The sequence below is a fragment of the Larkinella humicola genome (assembly GCF_008727875.1).
Lineage (GTDB): Bacteria > Bacteroidota > Bacteroidia > Cytophagales > Spirosomataceae > Larkinella > Larkinella humicola.
Window position 1 is genome coordinate 497,027 of the sequence record NZ_VTWS01000001.1, and the last position, 21,362, is coordinate 518,388.

At 49.7% G+C, this 21,362-nt stretch carries 15 protein-coding genes and 1 riboswitch; of the genes, 4 read left to right on the top strand and 11 right to left on the bottom strand.

The genetic code is table 11. The annotated features are described in order from the left end of the window. The first annotated feature begins 27 nt into the window (after nucleotides 1–27). The 3 genes from gyrA (at nucleotide 28) to F0P93_RS02150 (ending at nucleotide 4,410) form a co-directional block, all read left to right on the top strand. Complete coding sequence (gyrA, locus tag F0P93_RS02140) at nucleotides 28–2,577, top strand: DNA gyrase subunit A (protein WP_150874727.1); 2,550 nt, start codon at nucleotides 28–30, stop codon at nucleotides 2,575–2,577. 71 nt (nucleotides 2,578–2,648) lie between these two features. Continuing rightward, nucleotides 2,649–4,088 (top strand): tetratricopeptide repeat protein, encoded by a 1,440-nt coding sequence (locus F0P93_RS02145; protein ID WP_150874728.1) that lies wholly within the window; start codon nucleotides 2,649–2,651, stop codon nucleotides 4,086–4,088. A gap of 91 nt (nucleotides 4,089–4,179) precedes the next feature. Continuing rightward, nucleotides 4,180–4,410: a hypothetical protein gene (locus F0P93_RS02150; protein WP_150874729.1), complete on the top strand. Its 231-nt coding sequence runs from the start codon at nucleotides 4,180–4,182 to the stop codon at nucleotides 4,408–4,410. Nucleotides 4,411–4,611: 201 nt separating this feature from the next. Here F0P93_RS02150 and F0P93_RS02155 read toward each other — a convergent pair whose 3' ends face one another. The 5 genes from F0P93_RS02155 to F0P93_RS02175 all read right to left on the bottom strand — a co-directional run bounded on the left by F0P93_RS02155 (nucleotide 4,612) and on the right by F0P93_RS02175 (nucleotide 10,142). Further along, complete coding sequence (locus F0P93_RS02155; RefSeq protein ID WP_150874730.1) at nucleotides 4,612–5,304, bottom strand: Dph6-related ATP pyrophosphatase; 693 nt, start codon at nucleotides 5,302–5,304, stop codon at nucleotides 4,612–4,614. Between the two features lie 64 nt (nucleotides 5,305–5,368). After that, complete coding sequence (locus F0P93_RS02160; RefSeq protein WP_150874731.1) at nucleotides 5,369–6,487, bottom strand: YncE family protein; 1,119 nt, start codon at nucleotides 6,485–6,487, stop codon at nucleotides 5,369–5,371. Continuing rightward, a complete protein-coding gene (locus F0P93_RS02165) occupies nucleotides 6,484–8,406 on the bottom strand; it encodes a TonB-dependent receptor plug domain-containing protein (protein ID WP_150874732.1) in 1,923 nt (640 codons plus the stop codon). Before F0P93_RS02165 ends, F0P93_RS02160 begins: the two co-directional genes overlap by 4 nt. 92 nt (nucleotides 8,407–8,498) lie before the next feature. Continuing rightward, nucleotides 8,499–8,701: riboswitch (cobalamin riboswitch) on the bottom strand. 25 nt (nucleotides 8,702–8,726) lie between these two features. Next, a complete protein-coding gene (locus F0P93_RS02170; protein ID WP_150874733.1) occupies nucleotides 8,727–9,131 on the bottom strand; it encodes a helix-turn-helix transcriptional regulator in 405 nt (134 codons plus the stop codon). Nucleotides 9,132–9,323: 192 nt separating this feature from the next. Continuing rightward, nucleotides 9,324–10,142 carry a 2,3,4,5-tetrahydropyridine-2,6-dicarboxylate N-succinyltransferase gene (locus F0P93_RS02175; protein WP_150874734.1) on the bottom strand — a complete coding sequence of 273 codons (819 nt, stop codon included), beginning with the start codon at nucleotides 10,140–10,142 and terminating at the stop codon, nucleotides 9,324–9,326. A 1,094-nt stretch (nucleotides 10,143–11,236) separates the two neighbouring features. Here F0P93_RS02175 and gap point away from each other — a divergent pair. Beyond that, nucleotides 11,237–12,226: a type I glyceraldehyde-3-phosphate dehydrogenase gene (gene gap / locus F0P93_RS02180; protein WP_150874735.1), complete on the top strand. Its 990-nt coding sequence runs from the start codon at nucleotides 11,237–11,239 to the stop codon at nucleotides 12,224–12,226. A 34-nt stretch (nucleotides 12,227–12,260) separates the two neighbouring features. Here the strand turns inward: gap and trmB are convergent, their stop codons facing one another. The 6 genes from trmB to F0P93_RS02210 all read right to left on the bottom strand — a co-directional run bounded on the left by trmB (nucleotide 12,261) and on the right by F0P93_RS02210 (nucleotide 21,284). Next, on the bottom strand, nucleotides 12,261–12,920 hold the full coding sequence (gene trmB / locus F0P93_RS02185) for a tRNA (guanosine(46)-N7)-methyltransferase TrmB (RefSeq protein WP_150874736.1): 660 nt from the start codon (nucleotides 12,918–12,920) through the stop codon (nucleotides 12,261–12,263). Beyond that, the gene (locus F0P93_RS02190) at nucleotides 12,917–14,209 is read right to left on the bottom strand and encodes a bifunctional folylpolyglutamate synthase/dihydrofolate synthase (RefSeq protein WP_150874737.1); all 1,293 of its coding nucleotides are present in this window, start codon (nucleotides 14,207–14,209) and stop codon (nucleotides 12,917–12,919) included. The genes trmB and F0P93_RS02190 overlap by 4 nt, the downstream gene beginning before the upstream one ends. Nucleotides 14,210–14,215: 6 nt before the next feature. After that, a complete protein-coding gene (locus F0P93_RS02195; RefSeq protein ID WP_150874738.1) occupies nucleotides 14,216–15,151 on the bottom strand; it encodes a hypothetical protein in 936 nt (311 codons plus the stop codon). A gap of 203 nt (nucleotides 15,152–15,354) precedes the next feature. Next, complete coding sequence (locus F0P93_RS02200; RefSeq protein WP_150874739.1) at nucleotides 15,355–16,443, bottom strand: HU domain-containing protein; 1,089 nt, start codon at nucleotides 16,441–16,443, stop codon at nucleotides 15,355–15,357. A gap of 22 nt (nucleotides 16,444–16,465) precedes the next feature. Further along, nucleotides 16,466–18,169: a TonB-dependent receptor gene (locus F0P93_RS02205; protein ID WP_225309337.1), complete on the bottom strand. Its 1,704-nt coding sequence runs from the start codon at nucleotides 18,167–18,169 to the stop codon at nucleotides 16,466–16,468. Nucleotides 18,170–18,248: 79 nt separating this feature from the next. Then, nucleotides 18,249–21,284, bottom strand: coding sequence for a tetratricopeptide repeat protein (locus tag F0P93_RS02210; protein WP_150874740.1), 3,036 nt, complete (start codon nucleotides 21,282–21,284; stop codon nucleotides 18,249–18,251). Nucleotides 21,285–21,362: the final 78 nt, after the last annotated feature.

A 21,362-nucleotide genomic window follows, 5' to 3' on the forward strand; every position in this document is an offset into this window, starting at 1 on the left:
TGTTATCGGACAAAGAATTGACTTCTTATGGCAGAAGAGACAGAAGAACAGAACAACTCCACCAACATTATTCCCATCAACATTGAAGACGAAATGCGCGGAGCCTACATCGATTATTCGATGTCGGTCATTATCTCGCGTGCCTTACCCGATGTCCGTGACGGCCTGAAGCCGGTACACCGCCGGGTGCTTTTCGGAATGGCTGAACTGGGAGTTAATTATAACAAACCTCACAAAAAATCGGCCCGGATCGTTGGGGAGGTTTTGGGTAAATATCACCCGCACGGCGATTCATCCGTGTATGGTACGATGGTGCGGATGGCCCAGGACTGGTCGTTGCGGTATCCACTCGTTGACGGTCAGGGGAACTTTGGTTCCATCGATGGTGATTTTCCGGCGGCCATGCGGTATACTGAAGCACGACTGAAGCGGATTGCCGAGGAATTGCTCACCGATATTTATAAGGAGACGGTCGACTTTCAGTCGAACTTCGACGACTCGCTGGAAGAGCCGACCGTGATGCCGGCCAAACTACCAAACCTGTTGCTGAACGGTTCGTCGGGGATTGCCGTCGGGATGGCTACCAACATGGCACCCCACAACCTGACGGAAGTGGTCAATGGGATTGTGGCCTACATCGACAACCACGAAATTACCATCGATGAGTTGATGGAACACATCACCGCGCCGGATTTTCCGACGGGGGCTACCATCTACGGTATCGAGGGAGTGCGGAACGCATTCCGGACCGGCCAGGGCCGGGTCGTGCTGCGGGCCCATGCCACCATTGAAGAAAACAAGGGCAAGACCCAGATTATCGTATCCGACGTTCCCTACATGGTCAACAAAGCCATGATGCTGGAAAAAACCGCGGAGTTGATCAACGATAAAAAGATTGAAGGGATTTCGGCTTTCCGCGATGAGTCGGACCGCGACGGCTTGCGCGTGGTGTATGACCTGAAGCGGGATGCCGTTCCGAACGTCGTTCTCAACAACCTCTATAAACACACGCAGTTGCAGTCGGCTTTCAATATCAACAACGTCGCGCTGGTGAAAGGCCGCCCGGCTTTGCTGAATCTGAAAGACATGATTCGGTATTACGTGGAGCACCGCCAGGAGGTGATTACGCGCCGGACGCAGTATGAACTGCGGGAAGCGGAAAAGCGGGCGCACATTTTGGAAGGTTTGCTGATTGCGCTGGACAACCTGGATGCGGTTATTGAAATCATCCGGAGTTCGCGGGATCCGGAGGTGGCCAAAAATGGCTTGATTGACCGGTTCAAGTTATCGGAAATTCAGGCCAAAGCCATTCTGGAACTCCGTCTGCAACGCCTGACCGGACTCGAACGCGACAAGATTGTGGCGGAATACGAAGAACTGGCCCGGCTGATTGCCGATTTGCGGAGCATTCTGGCGAGCGAAGAACGGAAACTGCAAATCATTCGAGAGGAACTGCTCGAACTCAAAGCCCGTTACGGCGATGCCCGCCGGACCGAAATCAGCATTCTGGGCGACGGGAACATCAGCGATCTGTCGCTGATTGCCGACGATGAAATGCTGATTACGATTTCGCACGAAGGTTACATCAAACGGACTCCATTGACCGAATACCGGACCCAAAGCCGGGGCGGTGTCGGTTCGCGCGCGGCCAAAACCAAGGAAGACGACTTCACGGAGCATCTGTTCATGGCGACGATGCACAACACGTTGCTGATTTTTACGCAGAAAGGGCGGTTGTACTGGTTGCCGGTGTATGAACTGCCGGAAGGAGCGCGGGATTCCAAGGGGCGGCCACTGGCCAATTTTATCAACATTGAGTCCGACGACCAGGTGCGGGCGGTGATCAATGTGAAGGATTTGAAAAACGCCGATTACATCAACAACAATTACCTGGTGATGTGTACGGAGCAGGGAACGATCAAGAAAACCCTGCTGGAAGCTTACTCGCGTCCGCGCCAGAACGGAATCATTGCCATTACGATTAACGAAGAGGAGGGAGACCGCCTGCTGAACGTCTGTATGACCAATGGACAGAACGATATTGTCATTTCGTCGAGCCTGGGCAAAGCCGTCCGGTTCAACGAAAGCCGGGTTCGTCCGATGGGCCGTACGGCCGCCGGGGTTCGCGGCATCGATCTGGAGCCGGGGGTGAAAGCCGTTGGCATGGTTTGCATCGGTCGCGACGACGCTCAATTGCTGGTGGTTTCGGAAAAAGGATTCGGGAAGCGGTCACCGATCGATGAATACCGGGTGACGAACCGGGGAGCGAAGGGCGTTGGTACGCTGAAGGTTACGGATAAAGTCGGCAACCTGGTGGGCATTCTGGAAGTAACCGATTCGGATGATATGATGATCATTACGAAGTCGGGAACGGCCATCCGGATGCACGTCGATGAGGTGCGGGTGATTGGACGGAACACCCAGGGGGTTCGGCTGATCAACCTGCGCGACGGCGACGAAATCGCGTCGGTGACCCGCATCGCCCGGGAGGAAGATGTTGAAATTGAAGGGAATGGCATGGTGCCGGAAGCACCGGTCGATGGTTCGGAGGAAGCACCCTCTGATCAAATGGCTTGATATTCCCATAAATTATTCAGTACTTTCCAGAATAAAATCAAAAACAACGTTCAACCACAAAATTTAGTCATATGAAACGATTCTCGTTCTTCCTACTGGCGGGATTTTTATCAGTAGGAGCATCGTATGCTCAAGGGCTTGATGCTCTAACCGAAAAAGCTTTCCAGAGTGAGAAAGAAAAAAGCGACAAGGCAATCACGGATGAGAAAGCCAATGTCAAGCCCAAAACGTGGCTGGATCGCGCTAAAACGTACGAGAACATTGCTACGCAGGCTATTAAACTGGACTCGAATGCCGCAACGGTTGCCTACGATGCTTATAAAAAAGTAGTCGAACTGGATAAAGATAAAAAAACCGGTGGTCCGGGTAAACTGGCTAAAGAAGCAGAGGAAGCCATGAAAGGGCAGACGCTGTTTCAGGCGTTTATGAACTCCGGAATCTATAAATACCAGGCGAAAAACTTCAAGGATGCGGCTGCCTTGATGTCCAGAGCCGGTGAGATCAATCCGAAAGATACCACGGCGGCTTTGTATGCCGGTATCTTTACGCAGAACACCGAGAAACCGAGTGACGCCAAAGCGCATTTCGAGCGGTATATTGCCAATGGGGGAAAGGACCAGTCGGTTTACACCACGCTGGTGAGTCTCTACTACCAGGACAAGGAAATCGAAAAAGCCTTGGCTACCATTGACAAGGGAATTGCCACATTGCCGAACAGCAAAGACCTGGCTACCCAGAAAACCAGCATCCTCGTAACATCGGGTAAAGTTGACGATGCGATTTCGGATATGAAAAAGCAACTCGAGAAAGATCCGAACAACGTAAACCACCTGTTGATGCTGGCCAGTCTGTATGGTGACAAAAACAACAAGGGTTCGGAAGAATTGTCGAAGCTGGTCGGAAGTGCCAAGAAAGGCCCGAACGCGACCAAGCAGTTGAGCGAAGAGAAAGTGGTTCTGAAAGAATCCCAGAATGAGCTAACCCGTTTGACGGCCCGGGCGAAGAAAGAGCCAAAGAACGTCGACGTGAAAAATCAGATTGCGCGGGTGAACCAGATGATTGCGGACTCAAAAACGAAAATCACCGGTTTGGAAAAAGAAGTAGCGGAGCAGGCTCAGGCCAGTGCTGCCGCTGGCAATCAGGAACAGAAAATTGCGGAGCTGACCAAGCAGGTCGAAGAAAACCGGATCGCTTCCAAAGAGTATTATACCAAAGCATTGGCGGCTGATCCAAACAACTTCGATGCGAACTTCAACCTCGGGGCTGCTTATTTTAACGAAGCCGTTCAGATCCGGAAGCAACTGGAGATGATGGACATGAAAGACTACCAGACCAAGGGCAAGGAAATCGAAGGCCAGGTTTGTGGAAAATTCAAACAGGCGCTGCCGTATTTCGAAAAAGCGAAATCGGTGAAAGATACCGACCAGGATTTGAACGACAACCTGACAAACCTTCAGAATATTCTGAAGCAGTTTGAAGAGAAGAAAATTCCCTGCGTCGAAAGCAAATAACAAAAAAGGCAGCTTACAACGGCTGCCTTTTAATTTCCCTGAAAAGCTCCGATCTTGTGAAAGCGAGGTCGGAGCTTTTTAATGAGGTAGTATGGTAAAAATTACAAAGGTACTCATCACCGTGGCCATGATTGGTGTTTGGGGCTGGCTGGCTTTTATGGCGATTATGACGGCAAGTTTACGCGGTCGGCTAACATCCGTAGCCATCGGTATTTTACTCAACAGTGCATTGGCGTTTTGGTACACGCATCTTGAGAAACGGTTGAAGCGATTACCGGATGAGGAGAAGCAAGAAACGGAGGAGGTTGAACAGAATACGTAGAGAATTGAAAACTCTAGTTAACATAATATAAATTATACAACAATTATTTCATAGCAGAATCAGCTTGTAAATGACTCTGTAAGGATCTGGAAGATAATGGGTTATAGAAGTTAGTATAGATCAATGATTTATGGATTCACGTGGAACAAATAATAGGGTTACGCGGAGTTAAACAGAGAAAAAGAAGAGTTAAGCGGAGAATCAAATCAAATCCTGAAAGATGAATTGGGTGTCCCACTGATCGGCTTCTGGCGAAGCGGCATACGATCGCCGGACAACTTCGCCCTTTTGAAATCGTATCGGTGCCTTGAAAATCGGTCCGTCGTAGACAAAGGAATGATACTCGCCATTTTCACCGCACGGATCGACCGACGGCGGCAGATCTTTTAAAACCGTAGCGTCCAGTTCGCGACCGGCCCAGCTTTCCGGCAATTGATTTTCGTTCACACAAACCAGCAAGGCTTTAAAACCGGCCTGGACAAACTTGGCCAGCAACACCGTTGTGTTCTGATTCCACAACGGAAAGACGCCTTGCAAACCCACTTCGCTGAGTTGTTGCTCCCGGTACTGTCGCAAGTCTTCCAGAAAAATATCGCCGTAAATCACGTGGGTAACGCCCTGTTTTTTCAACTCAGTCAGTTTTTGTTTAACCAGCGTGTTATAGAGTTCCATCGATACGTCACCCGGAAATTGAACCGTATGCAAAGGCAGATCCAGAGCCCTTGTCTGGGCTTCGATCAGTTCGGTGCGGACGCCGTGCATGCTGACCCGCCCGAATTGCTCGTTGATGTTGGTGAGCAATCCAGCCAAATCATATTGCCCGGATTGATGGCAAAAAAAGAGAGCAAGAGCCGAATCCTTGCCCCCGCTCCAACTGATGATTGCTTTTTTCATGGTAAGAGAAAAGAGGTGAGACAAGAGAGTAAAGACAACTATTCTCTCGTCTCATCTCTCATGTCTATTTAAAATAAAAACCGGAAGGTGCAATCTCCGCTTTCACGGAATCGATCAGGGTTCCGCTGGCCTGGTAGCGGAATACGTAACCCGCCTGTTTGTAAGACGGCGTATACCCGCCATAAATGATGCCGGATTGCGGTTCGACGGCTAAGCCGCTGAACAACCGTTTGATAAAGGGTGTGGTAGCCGGAACGCTGGTGTCGTTGACCGAAAAGCGATAGGTCTCTCCTTTTTCCTTGTAGTTTTCGGAAGCATCGCCGTAGTAACTGCTCACGAAGTAAAAGTATTGTTTGTCTGAACTCAACCGGAATTTTGAAAGCGAGCGGGTTTTGTCGGTTCCAATTTTCAGGCGGTTTTCAATCGCCTTGCTCTGCGGGTTGACCTGAATCATTTCACCGCCACTATACACCCAGAGTTTGCCGTTGCCGTCGACGGCCACCGGATTGGGATTCGCACCTATTTCGATGCCGGTTTTAAGCTGATCGGTGGTGATGTCGATCACCGTAAGTTTGGTCGAACCACCGGTCGAACCGGCAAACACCTCGCTACCCACCAGCAGAAGCGTCTCCACTCCTTTCACCGCCGGTATTTTTTTGGTTACCGTGTTGGTCGTTAAATCAACGACGGCAATGTAACCCGGATCTTTGTAAAACGTGCCGTTTGAAAAATCACCCGAAAGATCCCAGCAACTCACGTATACTTTGTTGGCAGTCACCCGAACCGCTGAGCGGGGGTTTTCAATTTCCGGGGATTTCAGCGTCGCCAGTGACTTGAAAGTATTGGCATCCACAATTTCAACTTTGTCCTGACCCGCTGTGGTGTTGTCGACCAGAATCAATCCCTTGCCATCGGCTTCTTCGTAGGCCTGCACACTCCCGGTCAGGGAACGCTGATTGACCTGGTTAAATATATCGTAAGAAGCTGTAGAGCCCGTTGGTGGAAAATACGTGATCGTCCCATTGTTGTCAGTAAAATTTCCCTGGTTGACAACCAGCACGCCCGAGCCATACGGCAGGGCTTGCGGATCGTCGTTGTCATTGTTACAGGACCAGTTCAGGGCCACCAGCAGACCCAATGCCAGTTTAAATCGGACCGATGGTGCTTTAGTTACTTTTCTCATTGTTTTAGAGTATTCAGATTACAGATTAATTGAATGGTAAAGTTGCGGCCCGGCATCGCGTTTCGCTTGACGTTGAGGTAGACGGTATCAAATACATTGTTGATCTGTCCCTGAATCCGGGCAGCGACGGGGCCGAGTTTGATCTGGGTTTCGAGCAACACGTTCGTTAGCACGTAGCCGCGTAGAAACTGAATGTTGTCGAAGGTGATGTACTGACGGGAATTGACCTGGTTCTGGAAGGTCAGGCGGTTTTTACCTTTTGCCACAAAGGCCGAAAACCGGCCGCTGTGTTTGGGAACATACACCAGTTGTTTGCCGATGATGTCCTGGGCATAGACGTTGTAGACCCGCTCCTGGCTCGACCGCGTCAAGGCGTAGGCCAGCGTCAAGCCCGATTGCCAGTTGGCTGTCGTATAATTCAGTGTTCCCGACCACTCCAATCCACGGGCCACGACGAGTTGCAGATTTTCGACCCGGTAGCCGGACTCCGGATTCCAATACGACCAGTCGTCGATGCGGTTTCGGTAAACCGTGGCTTCGGATGTCACGGTTAAGTGTTCGGTGGGAATCCATCGGCTTGCCAAACCCGCTTCCAGATTAAACCCGTTTTCGGGCCGAATGTCCGGATTCCCCAGTACTTTCCAATACCGTTCGTTCAGCGTGGGAACCCGGTAACTGCGCCCGGCGGATGCTTTGGCCGTCAGCGCACTTTGGCCCGTTTTTACGACAGCATACTCCACACCCAGAGAAGGTGTAATCGGCGGATCAAACCGGGTGACGAAAGCCTGCCGGAGGTTGGCCGAGATCAGCCACCGCGTCCACTGCATCCGGAGCAGCGCATACAGATCGGCCCGGTCTTCCTGAATAGGTTGATCGCCGTAGCCGTCGACCTGTGTGCGGTAGTGAGACCATTCTCCCCCCAGTCGCAGAGAAACTTCCGCTGATGGATAGGAATGCGTAAACTCCTTCTCAATTCGACTGATTAGTCGATCGGTTTCGGAATGGCTGGGCGTATTGAAGTTTCCGCGTGCGTAATCAATGATGTCGCGAATCCAGCCCAGTCGCAATGTAAGTTTATTGGTTTCGTAGGTTGTTAAAAACCGGTAGGATTGCGAGCGGGTTCGTTCCCGAACGGTGGTATCGTAGGGCGTAACGGTCAAATTGTTATCCGTCAACCAGAGGTTCACCGAAAGCTGCTGGTTTTTCTGGTTTCGGAAATACAAATCCTGAATAAAGCCTTTCTGTTGGGTGATCGAATGCTCTACGAAGTAATTCCCCCGTTCGCGATACGGAAAATCGTTGTTGGCGTTGGTGGTGTAGAAGAAGGATTTCCCGGCAATCTGCCAGCGTTTTCCGGCAACACGCACAAACCGGATTCCAAGCTGCGTTCCGTAATTTCGAAAACTTCCGATCTGTTGCCCGACGGAAGCCTGAAAACCGGGTTGCTGCCACTTCGGATTGTTCATCAGCAGAATGCTGCCACCCACGGCATCCGACCCCACGCAACTGGCGGAGGAGCCATACTGAACCGCGAGTTGATCGAAACCGGTGACGGGCAGCGTAGAGAAATCACTAAGCCCGAGCGTTGGCTGGTTGATGTTGATTCCGTTCCAGAGTACGGCGGTGTGGTTGGCCGAGGTACCCCGAAACGAAGCGGTCGATAATTGCCCCGCACCATATACCTTAAACGCAATGGGGGTCGTATAGGTTAAAAGGTCTGTCAGCGTTTGGAAACGGAACTGTTCGAGCGTTACGGAGTCGATCCGCTGGGTTTTCTGACCGGCCGAAAACCGCTCGGGCGTGGTTCCCCGAATCGTTACGGCGGGTAACGTTTGGTCAGTACCGTTGGTTTGGCCGTTCACAACCGAAAACGAACCCACTAGTAAGGACAGGATAATCCCGTCTCTATACCGCATCATAGCTGAATTAAGTAAAAAAAGTGGCCGTCAATTCCCTCTTAAATAGGGTTGGGAGCCGTAAAAACCCGGTTTCCTTTTCACCCGAAAGAAACAGAGTATCGTTGTTTTAGGCAGGTCTCCTGGCTCACCCACTGATTTCGGCCTTCCCATCCGAACAAAACCGGACAGTGGCAAGAAGTAGAAATCAGTTCGTACGGGTTTACAGTTGCGGGGACAGCGTCGGTTTTGCACCGACTTCCCTATTAAGCCAACCCTGCCCAAACCGGCAGGCGGCACCTAATGCAACAAAGGTAGCAGGTTACGGAGGATTCTCCAATTATTTATGACGGCGCGTACTCCCGAAAGGTGCCGTCGGTGTAGAAAACCAGAATTCGTTCTATGATTTTTTCGTCTTTATTTTTCGCTACAGGCGATTGTGACGGGGCTATATAAGGCGGTTTTTCGTCTACAATTTCGGGTTGCGGGCTGGGCTTGCGCGAAATGGCTGGAATTTCGACCGGACGAGGATTTACATTTGTTACGGGTTGATCTTCTTCCAATATCCAATCGTAACCCAGCTCAGGAAACCGGCGGATGATCTTTTGAATGATATCGAAGCTGGGGCGGTTGCGTCCCGAGAGGATGTGGGAGATGCTCGACCGTTGAACCCCGATCTCATCGGCGAAATAAGAAGGGGTTAAGTTCTTGTCCTTCAGTACCTGTTTAATTTTGTCATTTACATTCATAGCGGCATGTTTTTTACAAAAGTAAATAATTTACAATCTAAAACAAGTCAAATGTAAATCAGTATTTGTTAATAATGTAAACTGTACAAATGTTAATTGTGTACAAATAGAAAAAGCCAACGTTACTAATGTAAAATTGGCTTTTGTGAATTGTAAATAGAGAATATTGTTCGTTTAAAAATGTATGGTGTATTAAACCGTTACATTGTTCGTGCGCAGCGCGTCGTTGAGGGACGTTTTCAAATCCGTCGATTCCTTACGCAGACCGATGATCAGCGCACAGGGTACCTGGTACAGGCCGGCTGCAAATTCTTTAGCAATGGTACCCGGAATGACGACGGAATTGTCGGGTACATAGCCCCGGTGTTCGACTGGTGATGAGCCGGTGACGTCGATAATTTTGGAGCTGCCGGTGATGATGACACCGGCTCCAAGAACGGCTCTTTTGCCAATGTGTGCGCCTTCCACGACAATGCAGCGGGAGCCGATGAAGGCGCCGTCTTCTACGATAACGGGTGACGCCTGGGGCGGTTCCAGCACCCCGCCGATGCCTACTCCCCCACTCAGGTGAACGTCTTTTCCGATCTGCGCACAACTGCCCACGGTAGCCCAGGTATCGACCATGGTCCGTTCATCGACATAAGCACCGACATTGACATACGACGGCATTAGAATCGCACCTGGAGCAATGTAGGAACCATAGCGGGCAACGGCTGGTGGAACGACCCGGACACCACGACTTTTGTAGTCGGTCTTCAGCGGAATTTTATCGTGAAATTCAAAAATGCCGACTTCATCCGTCTTCATCGTTTGGGAAACAAAATACAGTAAGATCGCTTTTTTGATCCATTCGTTCACGATCCACTTCCCTCCTTCGCCACCTGGTTCGGCTACGCGCAAGCGACCGCCATCGAGTTCGGCAATCACCTTTTTAATGGTTTCCAAGGTTACTGAATCGGTCAGCAAAGAACGGTCAGACCAACAATCTTCAATTACTTTTGTGTACTCCATAATTCAAAAAAATGTTTATAGAAAATATTCATTTTGATTACTATAACTACTTGATTATTAGTACACTTACAGAGTGCTTTCTGAAATCGTTCTTATCGATTTTTTACTATTTGGTCTTTGTTTTATTGTGGACCAAGAACCGATAGAGATCGTGTTTTTGACAATAAATAAATGGGTGTCAAAAGTGGAAATCATTGGGTATGTACCTGACTGTATCGGTATGTTACTGTATAAATATAATACAATTATATTATAGAAGTACTCTTTTAATATGGCGTGTTGGCGGTTTCCAGAAGAAATAATGAGAAGACCATCGTGAATCGATTTTTGGTTGTGGTGCTTCAAAAATATGCTGGTGAAGAGTTGGGCCAATTGCAACCAAGAATTAGTGCAACTGGCTGAAATTACTTCATGGATCTGCAGGCTAGGGTGAGTAATCTGATTGACTAACGGTTTGGTCATGCAGCGTTCACACGATTGTATTTTCAGGATTGGATGTGTCTGATACAGGCCGTGAGATCTTAGCAACCCGTACTGAATTGATTTACCGATGGGAAGGCGGGTACAAACGTCCGCCGTTATGGAAGGGTTAGGATTCAGCGAGGTATCGTTTTTTAGGGTAGTCAAGTAGGCTAAAATCGAATTAAAGGAATAGGGCCGCTCCTATTTTAAGCTATTGAATGGATGATAACCTGGTAGAAACAGCTTATAAAAATAACCATTTTTAAGCAGGTTATAAATTATTTCGCTGAATATTCGATGTCCGTCTTAGCTGGGACAAGATAAAATAGGGTTAGGCAAACAATGTATAAATATGTTTAGTAAAAACAAATGAAATATACTATTATAATTAGTAAAATACGAATATACGTTAGTAAATTGCTAATTACACTACTAATGTATATTAAGATTATTAGTATAATTACAGTATAATACTAATTTAAATAGGTGCTTATTTTGTTAAACAATTCGTTTTGTCGCCCTTCAATGAACCGGTTGTAAACGGAATTTAAAGCCCCCTTTTAAACTTACCTTTACGTTTCAATTTGTAATACTATCTTTGTACCGTTCTTGCTAACTAATTAAAACACACAATGGGCAAAATCAAAGTCGCCATCAATGGGTTCGGCCGCATCGGCCGCCTGTCTTTCAGAAGACTCCTCGAAAAAGAAAATGTTGAAATTGTTGCGATCAATGACTTAACTGATAATGCAACCCTGGCGCATTTACTAAAATACGATTCCATTCACGGTAAATTTCAAGGCACCGTTACCTCCGATAGCGAAAGCCTGACCATTAATGGCGTAAAAATTCATGCGTACGCAGAACGTGATCCCAAAGCATTGCCCTGGGGTACATTGGGCGTTGATGTTGTTTTGGAATCAACGGGTCGTTTTGTCGATGAAGCCGGTGCTGGTCAACATTTGACGGCTGGTGCTAAAAAAGTGGTGATCTCCGCTCCTGCTAAAGGAAATATTCCGACGGTTGTTCTGGGTGTCAACGAAGATACACTGACGGGTACAGAAACCATCCTTTCCAATGCTTCCTGTACGACAAACTGCCTGGCTCCGATGGCCAAGGTTCTGGACGACGTTTTTGGCATTGAAAAAGGCTACATGACGACGATTCACGCGTACACCGCCGATCAGAATCTTCAGGATGCTCCCCACTCCGACCTGCGCCGGGCCCGGGCGGCCGCTTTGTCGATCGTTCCGACCTCGACAGGTGCTGCCAAGGCCGTTGGTCTGGTATTGCCCCAATTGAAAGGAAAACTGGACGGTTATGCCCTCCGGGTACCCATCCCCGACGGTTCAGTGACAGACTTAACAGCCATTTTGAAACGCGAAGCCACGAAAGAAGAAATCAACGCAGCCATGAAAGCCGCAGCCGAAGGTCCGCTGAAAGGAATTCTGGAATATTGCGAAGATGAAATCGTTTCAACCGATATCGTTGGAAACCCAAGCTCGTGTATCTTCGATTCGAAACTGACTTCCGCCAACGGAACGCTGGTGAAGATCGTCGGCTGGTACGACAACGAATTTGGCTACTCAAGCCGGGTTGCTGATCTGATTGCTAAATTGTAATATAAAAAGATTTGGCACCAAAAAAGGCGGGTTATTAGCCCGCCTTTTTGCATTTTAAGTATTTTATCGAAAATCCCTTTCGGGTAAAAATCTCTTCGTATTTGGTCTTGATGCCGAGGTGAAGGTTGTTCATTTCGGAGGTATACAAGTCGCGGGTCGAGACCAAATCATCAAAACCGTTCTGATTCAGGCTCTCGATACTGAAATCGAAAAAATCATCGTGGTCGGTTTTCAGGTGAAGCAAACCACCTTCGATCAATATCTCCCGGTATAACTTCAAAAACCGGGCATCCGTCGAGCGATTTTTCAATTGGCTCACCCGGGGTTGCGGATCCGGAAACGTAATCCAGATCTCGTTTACCTCATCTTTTGCAAAAAAGTCCTGAATCCGGTAAATATCCGTCCGCAAAAAAGCGACGTTGGTTAATCCGGTTTCCAGTGCCACCAGACTCCCCTGCGCGATCCGGTCGCCTTTCCGGTCAATGCCGATAAAATTCAGGTTCGGGTAATGCCGGGCCAGCCCAATCGTGTATTCTCCTCTCCCACAGCCGATTTCAATTACAATCGGATTGTCATTCCGAAAATACCATTCCCGCCAATGCCCCTTGATGGTGTCAAATAACTCTTTTCCCGGCTCCAGAACATTCTCACTGACTCTATTATGCTCAAAACGGGAAAGCTTCTTTCTACTCACGCGTCCAATTGGTTTAATTCTGCAACAACATACGTGCTTCCGGTCACCAGAATACAATCCGCCGGTTGAGCACGACTTTTAGCGGCTTCCAGCGCCTGATTCACATCCGGGAATACATCACCCGCATATCCCTCCGCCCGAAACGCTTCTGCCAGCACCTCCGCATCCAGCGCCCGGGGAATGTGGGGCTGACAAAAATAGTACCTCGCTCCTTTCGGAAACAACCGGATCACCTTCGAAAGATCCTTGTCTCTTACGAAACCAACCACCAGATGCAGTTGTCGATACGAAACCGTTTCCAACGACTCCAACACGTTCAGAATACCAGGTTCATTGTGGGCCGTATCACAAATCACGGTGGGATTTTGTTGTAAAATTTGCCAACGGCCTTTCAAACCGGTCAGCTCAACGACTTTCGCAAAACCATTCTGAACCGCCGGTTGAGAAAGTTCGAACTCGTTTTGCAACACGTCAAGGGTCGCCAGAACACCCGCGGTATTTTTCAGTTGGTAAGTCCCCAGTAAACCCACCGTCAGTCCAGCGATAAACCCCTTCTGATCCGTTACCGATAACAGCCGCCCCTTTTCCCGGACCCCAAAATCAGTTACTGCATAAACGTCAGAAGCGAATACGAGGGGACTTTGACACGCCTTCGCCCGATCGGCAAAAACCGCCTGCGTTTCAGGATCGCGTTCGCTGACGACCACCGGAACACCGGGTTTGATGATTCCGGCTTTTTCAATGGCAATCTTTTGAAGTGTATCGCCCAGAATATCGCTGTGATCCCAGCCAATGTTGGTAATGAGCGACACCAGCGGGGTAATGATGTTGGTAGAATCCAGACGTCCCCCCAACCCTACCTCGATTACGGCCAAATCGACGTTCTGACGCGCGAAGTAGTCGAAAGCCATACCAACAGTCACTTCAAAGAAAGAAGGCTTTAAATCCTCGATAAACGCCTTGTGGGTTTCCACGAAGTCTGCCACCTCCGCATCGGGCATGGGGAAACCATCGATGCGAATCCGCTCGGTAAAGGATTTCAGATGGGGAGAAGTGTATAAACCGGTTTTATAGCCCGCCGATTGCAGCACAGCGGCCAGCAAGTGCGACGAACTGCCTTTACCGTTCGTGCCGCCAACGTGAATGGTTCTGAATTTTTCCTGAGGATTTCCCAGGTATTCGCAGAGTTTAACAATGTTATCCAGACCCGGTTTAAGGGCCTTCGCTCCGATCCGGTGAAAAACCGGCAACTGCGCATACAAATAATCAATCGCTTCCGAATACGTCATTCGGTACTAGTTTGAGCGGATGTTAATGGTGTAAGTACCCGTAGAGATCGGCGGAGCGGCCGACGCTTTCTGCACCAGTTGCAATTTGTACACCTGTTGTTTGTAAAACTCCGTTACCGTGGGACTTACCCGGGTTTCCTTAACCCGCACAAAAGTAACATCACCTTTGTCATCCACCTTGATTTCGAAAACGATTTTTCCGCTTTCTCCGGAATTATCCTGGGCGATGCGGTTCGTAGCCAAACGCCAGCCCGCAATGTTCAGCGAAACGCCGGACCCCGTCCCACCCGGTGTACCGTAGAATTGCTTGGCGTTGATATTCCCATCCGGATTGCCTTTGTCGCCGACACCCGACGCATCGTCACCGTTGTTGTTTCCTCCTGTTCCGGATGCTTTGCCTACCGTTCCATTCGACCCGCCGGAAGAACCTTTTTTATACAACGCATTGGCATCCACCTTTTTCGGCTCGGCAACCGGTTCGGCCTTGGGTGGTGCGGGTGTCGGTTTGGGCGTGGTCGCTTCTACTTTTTTGGGTTCAGCTTTTTCCGGAACTGTAACCGGGCTTTCAATCTTGCTGGCGATATCCGGTTTTTCCGTAACGACTTTGCTCGGTTTGGCATCCACGATCTTGGGAACAGGCGAAACCGGTGTTTTCTCTACCCGCGAGGTGGTCGTCACTTTCGGGTTCGGTTTGTCCTCCTCCTTTTTAACGTCCTCCTTATTTTTGGAATCGTTGGCTTTGTTATACGTCTGAATGTTGCCACTGCCCACCAGATCAGTCCCAAAGTTCACCTCCACGTATTCGATCGGCGGGGGATCCGGAACCGACTGCCACAACCGGATGTACAGCAGCAGGAAAAACAAGAGGGCACAGACGGCGAACGATCCGGCAAAAGCCGTTACCCGGTATTCATTCTCATTTTCCAGTACGACGCGACTCATGGATGGAGGTGTTTAGCCAATTAACGGAACTACCGGTAGACTCTATTGTTCAACACCGGCAAAATTAAAACGATTTCGTGAATTGTTCGGTTCACCTGAAGCAAAAAGGCAGCCTACGGCTGCCTTTTTGCTAGTTGCACTGGTTGTGGTTTACCGTTTCTGGTTATAAACGATAGACCACAACCTGTGAACCCAAGTTCTGTTCACTCAATTTTGCAAACCCAGGCGCTCGCACCGGATAAACGGCTCACTTTGTCGAGCGAAGCCAACACTTCGGTTTTATCATTCGACCCCACGGCCGCTACTTTGATCAGTTCTTTCTTTTTCGAATGCGGCAGAATATACGCCGTTTCGAAACCCTCCCGACGCAGGCGACGCATCAGCCGCTTTGCATTCTGAACGCTGGCAAAACTGCCGGCAATAGCGAGGTAATAAGTTTCGGATTTCTTCGGTTCCAGCACCACAGGAGCAATCGATTCGGCAACCCCGGCTGGTGTGGCAGGTTCAACTAGCGGAGTCGGAACCACCTCCGGACTCGAAACCGGGATAACAACGGGTTCGGCTTTCTCTGTCTCAACAGGTGCCGTTGGTGTTTCCGCAACGGTTACCGGAGCGTCATCCTCATCGCTCACAAACAACTCGAAGGGGTTCAGACTACTCAGCACCTGAGAGGATGATTTTTTCACGGTCACAATACCGAGCGAACAGATCAACAAAACTGCAGCAGCCCACGCAAGGTATTGTCTGCGGTTTCTCGCTACAGGCATTTCCAGCTCTTTCGTTTCGGCCTGAACTTCTTCTGCTTCTACTGAAATCGGAGCTTCCGGAGCAAATTTAACCAGCGCAAGCGGTTTTTCTTCTTCCTCAATAGCTGTTACCATACGAGCAGCAATGGGCTGAAAACCGTAGGATTCGCCTTGAAAATTATGCCGGATTTCGGGATCGAACTGGAGTTTACCCTCCTCATTTTCCGAGAACAAACCTACCCCTTCTATCGTAAAAATGCGTTCCCGATGCACTTCCTGCTTCAGATCATCCACAAACTGACGGATCGCCTGAAACACTTCATCGCGGGTTAATCCCTCATGAAGCATCATGTAGTTGATCAGCAGGCCATCATCCAGCTTCAAGGCTTCGTTGAACGCGATTTTCTTCCGGGGAGGCAAATAGGTTCCGCTGTTTTCCACAAACGTGGCCGGAATATAGTGCAGAATAAAACCGCCCAGTTCGGGAACGACGAGGCAATCGTACTGAAACAACAGTTTTTTAAGATACTCCGATACAGGTACCATACGCTTTTCGGTTAAGGCGGTGTCAGAAGCTATACGACAATCCTCCGAGAAAGTTAAGGCCTTGTTGCGGATAATACAAATACCGCTGATAATTAGAACCTATAATGTTATTTAACGAAACAAACGCTGAAACCTGTTTTCCCAGGAAATAGTCAATTTTCAAGTTCAAATCCCAGATCGGTTTGAGGGTGACAATCTGATTGGTAACGAAATTTTTGCCCTTCATTCCCTGATAATGGTACAAATCGGTCGTGATAAATAATTTTTTATTCACGATAAACGAATTCGACCACGAGCCCGAAATCGTCGGCCGGTGCCAGGCCGCTTCCATCCGGCTCAGGCTGTAGTCATAAAAATCAGCCCGCAGCGTCGACCGGAATAGTTCCTTGTAGGTATACCCCACCTGACCCGAAACCGTCAGGACATGGGACCGGTCGCCGTCGTATACAACAAAGAACTGCGAGGTGTCGGGCCAGGTGTTGTTGAAACCGTAGAAATTCTTGTAGCGGGCATACGATACTTTTCCTTCATAGGAAATACCGCTTCCCAGTTCACCCTTGCTTCCACCGTACAGATCCCAGGTTTTCTCCGTGTTTGCCAACACCGTCTGCGGAGCCAGCCAGCGGTTTTCGTTCAGGAAAGTCCGTAGGGTATTCCGGTTAATATCGCCGTCGACGCCCGCAAAAAAGTGAATATTCCCAGCCGGAACCACATCGAGGTCTAAAACCGGAAAAGCCCGCGTTCGGTTGATACTCTGGCGTTTATCCGATTCGTTAACAGCGTTAACCCCGAACGTAACCGTCAACAACGAATTAGAATATTTGAAGGTAGGCTTTACCCGGAACAAATTCCGGTTATCGACCGGCCCGTCGCTCCGTTGGGTGACGTAGGCATCGGCCGCAAAGAGGGCCACGAACTGGTCCGATATCCCCACCGAGCCTTTGAGATTGGTTCCCCAGTCGAGCTCGGTCGCTTCGTAATTATCGGCCAGGTTTACGATCCCGGTTTTCAGCGAGTAGTCGATGTTCCGATCCGGGTCAACGTTTTCGATGCCAATCCTGAACTGCGTTGTGGTCAGTTTCTGCCGAATGGTTTGCCGGTCGATTTCCTGCGGGCGACGATACCCGTAGAAATAAAACGCTTCCCGGTCGTAGCCCAGGTTGGCCGAAATCTTGAAAGCATCCGTCTGGTAGTTCCCATTCAGCTTCAGGCGGTTTTCCGAGGTAGCCGAGTTTTTGCCGTCCACCGGACCAATGCCCGACGATAAATGCTTAAACGACCCATCGACGGCGATGTTTTCCATCACCTGACCGCTGCCAAACGCTTCACCGTAAAACGAGCTGTAGTTCCCCGCCCCCAGTTTCACGTAATTGTTGAAGAGTTCCTGCTGCTCCGATTGGGCCGCCGGAATGGGCAAGGCCGAGGGCGAGAGTTTCGGATCTCCCACCGACAGCGACCGGTCGTTGAATTCGTAGGTCAGTTTGCGCTGCTCGGTAGACGGTTTAATGGACGGTATTTTATTGAAAAGGCGGTTGGCCGCCGGCATTTCAATCTTGCGGTTTTTCTCAATGGTAATCTCCTGATCATCCACCTCGCCTTCCCGGGCGGGTGGCGTGGTGGGGCGCGGGGTCTGTTGCGCCAATGCATCGACCGAAGTGAGCAGCAAACTGCCCGTAACGATCAAAAGCAATCTAAGATGGTCGATGGATGATTTTGGTAAGAACATGCAGGTATGCTGTTTGAATCGCTGTGATTCGGATGTCTGTTAGTTGAATGAATGAAGCCGGTCCAGTTTCGTATACCGATCAGTTTTTGCTATCGATGGCGGCTAATTTTTGCTTGGCCTCCGCAACAATTTCCTGATTTTCAGCATTCTCGATAATGGAATTCAGCACGGCTTTGGCCTGGGCAATCTCGTTTTGCGCCACGTTGTTGTCGGCAACCAGAATGAACCCTTTGCCCTTCCAGTAGTCATATTGCGCAAAATCGGAGTTGAACCGCAACAGGGCGTCGATGGATTCCTTGTGCTTTTTGGTCCGGTACAGAATATCGGCGATCCAGTAATTGGCTTCGGCTCCCTGCTCGTCTTTGGCCAGCGCAATGGTTTTGTCGAACTCAGCAGTCGCCTGTTTGAAATCGCCTTTGGCGTAGGCCACTTTCCCGAGCATCAACTGCGCCCGGTTTTGGGCACCCGGCACCACATTCCCCATCGACAACACTTCGCGGGCCGAAACCAGCGTCGAGTCGTAATTGCCCGTTGCGTAATAGGTATCCATCAGGCCCAACACCGCCTGCGACTGTTCGTTCTTGCTTTTCGACTGCGCCAAAACCGTGCGATAATTCCGAATGGCACGCGGGTAATTCTTCTGCTGACGTTCGACATCAGCAGCACGGGCAGCCGCGCGGGTCACAAAATCCGATTTGTTGTCGCTGATGACCAGGTAATAATACCGCAGCGCATTTGGCAAATCCCCGGACCGGAAATACGAATCGGCCAGGTAATACCGGGCTTCATACACCAGCGGGCTTCCCGGATTATCGTCGATAAACGCCAGTAAAGTAGTCACCGCCTGGGTATATTTCTCGTTGAAATATAGGCTCTTAGCATTTTCATACTCAACCTTTTGTACATCTGTACTGCCGGGATTACTTTTCTTGTAACTGGACAGGGTGCTGCTGAATTCATCCGCCCGACCGGCATCACTCAACGCGTTTTGCAAACCAAGCAATGCACCCGGTGCCGATGGGCTTCCACCAAATTGATCCAGAATCCGTTTGTAATCCTGAATCGCCGGTTCGTAGACCTGCAGGTTGGTGTTGGCTGTGGCCCGCTTCAACAAGGCCGCAGGAATCAGATAGCTTTTCGGTTTGTCGTTGATCAGTCGGCTGAACCCGCGAATGGACTGCTGGTAAGCGCCTTTCTCAAAGTCCACATTCGCCATTTGAAACAACGCATCATCCGCATACCGCGAATTGGGGAATTGAGTCAGTACTTTTTCAAACTGCGCTTTGGCTTCCACATCCCGTTCCATGAACGCCAGAATCAACCCCTTCTGGAAGGTGGCATAATCCCGGTCGATCCGACCCTGCGCAATGGCATTGTCGTAAAACCGCATCGCTTCATTGTAATTCTTGGTCGCAAAATAACTGTCCGCCACCCGAACCGTTGCATCTTCCAGCGCCTGTTTGTCGGAACTCCCGGATTTGGTAATGAAATCCCGGAAATAGGTAATGGCCTGTGGATAGTTCTTTTTATTGTAGGATGCGTAACCGAGGGCGTACAAACTCTTGCCCTGCAAATCACCCGAGACATTCCCGGAACGCATGGCCTGTTGGTATAAGGGAATGGCTTCGTCGTATTTCCGCAAGGCCGAGAAGGTTTCTGCTTTCCAGAACAGGGCGTTGTTCCGAAGATCCGAATCAACCGGATATTTCAGGGATTTGTCAAAATTGGCAATGGCCTGGTCATAACGTTCCGCGTTGAAATCCGTCACCGCCTGGTTATAGGTGATGCGTTGGTACGACGCGTTGATCCGTGGAGTCCGCTTTTTCAGGCCTTCGATGTACGAAATGGCAGCCGCATTGTTATTAGACGAGAAATACGCTTCGCTAAGCAGTTCGTTCGATTCGTTTTCAAACTTGCTGTCGGGATACCGTTTCAGAAAATCCGTAAATTCTTTTACAGCATCGCCCCCATTGTTCAGATCAAGCTGGAGTTTGGCATGGTTGAAGGCCGATTCCTCCTGAATGGGCTTGTTGAAATTCAGCCGGGCCGACTGATCGAAGGCGTTCAGGGCAAAACTCGGATTGGCGGTTTGCAGGTAACTGATCCCCAATCGGTAGGCCGAATACTGGGCAATCGTATCTTTTCCCGCTGACACATTTTTCAAAGCGGCAATCGCCCCGGTATAATCACCGGTTTTGAACAACGCGTCGCCATACCGGAACTGAACCGCCGGGGGAACGCTTCGACCCTTGATGTTACTATATTGTTTGTAATACGGAATGGCTTTGGCAAAATCGCCTTTTTTGTAGAGAACCTCGGCGGTAAACAGCGCCACCTCGGCCAGCTGAGCCGCATTGCCCCGGTTCCGTTGCAGCAACGGCTGGGAATAGGCCAGCAAGTCGTCATACCGACCGGCTTTGTACATCGACTGCACAATCCAGTTCGGAATTTCATTCTGATAGGTCGGGTTCTGCTCGATCCGCTTGAAATCGGCAATGGCTGCGGTATAATTGCCCTGCCGGAAATTGATGACACCGGCGTAATACGAGGCCGACGCTGCCTGTGCCAGACCGGGATCCTGTTTGATCTGGTTCAGCAAGGGCAAAGCCGCCCGCAAATCCTGCTTCGAATAATAGGCCATGGCCAGCAGATATTTGCTTTCGGCCTGTCCGTTTGCGTTCTGGCTTTGCTTGATGGCTTTTTCCAGAAACGTGATCGCCCGGTCGTAATCGCCTTTGTCAAAATAGTATTTTCCCAGATCGCCGTACAAAAGTCCGGCTTTTGGGTGTTCGCGGTGGGTTTTCACAAACCGATCGACCTGAACCTCCGCTTCGGGAATGTCGAGATACAGGCCCGTCAGCGCAATGTAGTATTCCGCCGAAACCGCATTCTGATCACTGATGTTGGTAATCGGCTTTTTACGATCCAGGTATTGCAGGAATTCCTGGCGCGCAGCCGCGTAATTATTTTTTTCAAACCACTCCAGCCCGTTCCTGAACAGGACGTCGGGTTCGGTGTAACTGAGGGTTCGTTGGGCGGTTGCCGGAATCGCCAGCACCGAGCAGGTTAATAAAACCGATAAGTGCAATGCCTTTCCAAACTGGGTCGGACGCATACGTTGGAGTTAAACAGATTTTCTTTATCGTAGTTACGTTATTACTTTTGTAAGTCGTAAGAACGGGTTTCTACCATC

Coding starts and splice junctions, on each gene's coding strand:
- gyrA (WP_150874727.1), top strand. CDS start 28: ATGGCAGAAGAGACAGAAGAACAGAACAACTCCACCAACATTATTCCC.
- F0P93_RS02145 (WP_150874728.1), top strand. CDS start 2,649: ATGAAACGATTCTCGTTCTTCCTACTGGCGGGATTTTTATCAGTAGGA.
- F0P93_RS02150 (WP_150874729.1), top strand. CDS start 4,180: ATGGTAAAAATTACAAAGGTACTCATCACCGTGGCCATGATTGGTGTT.
- F0P93_RS02155 (WP_150874730.1), bottom strand. CDS start 5,304: ATGAAAAAAGCAATCATCAGTTGGAGCGGGGGCAAGGATTCGGCTCTT.
- F0P93_RS02160 (WP_150874731.1), bottom strand. CDS start 6,487: ATGAGAAAAGTAACTAAAGCACCATCGGTCCGATTTAAACTGGCATTG.
- F0P93_RS02165 (WP_150874732.1), bottom strand. CDS start 8,406: ATGATGCGGTATAGAGACGGGATTATCCTGTCCTTACTAGTGGGTTCG.
- F0P93_RS02170 (WP_150874733.1), bottom strand. CDS start 9,131: ATGAATGTAAATGACAAAATTAAACAGGTACTGAAGGACAAGAACTTA.
- F0P93_RS02175 (WP_150874734.1), bottom strand. CDS start 10,142: ATGGAGTACACAAAAGTAATTGAAGATTGTTGGTCTGACCGTTCTTTG.
- gap (WP_150874735.1), top strand. CDS start 11,237: ATGGGCAAAATCAAAGTCGCCATCAATGGGTTCGGCCGCATCGGCCGC.
- F0P93_RS02190 (WP_150874737.1), bottom strand. CDS start 14,209: ATGACGTATTCGGAAGCGATTGATTATTTGTATGCGCAGTTGCCGGTT.
- F0P93_RS02195 (WP_150874738.1), bottom strand. CDS start 15,151: ATGAGTCGCGTCGTACTGGAAAATGAGAATGAATACCGGGTAACGGCT.
- F0P93_RS02200 (WP_150874739.1), bottom strand. CDS start 16,443: ATGGTACCTGTATCGGAGTATCTTAAAAAACTGTTGTTTCAGTACGAT.
- F0P93_RS02205 (WP_225309337.1), bottom strand. CDS start 18,169: ATGTTCTTACCAAAATCATCCATCGACCATCTTAGATTGCTTTTGATC.
- F0P93_RS02210 (WP_150874740.1), bottom strand. CDS start 21,284: ATGCGTCCGACCCAGTTTGGAAAGGCATTGCACTTATCGGTTTTATTA.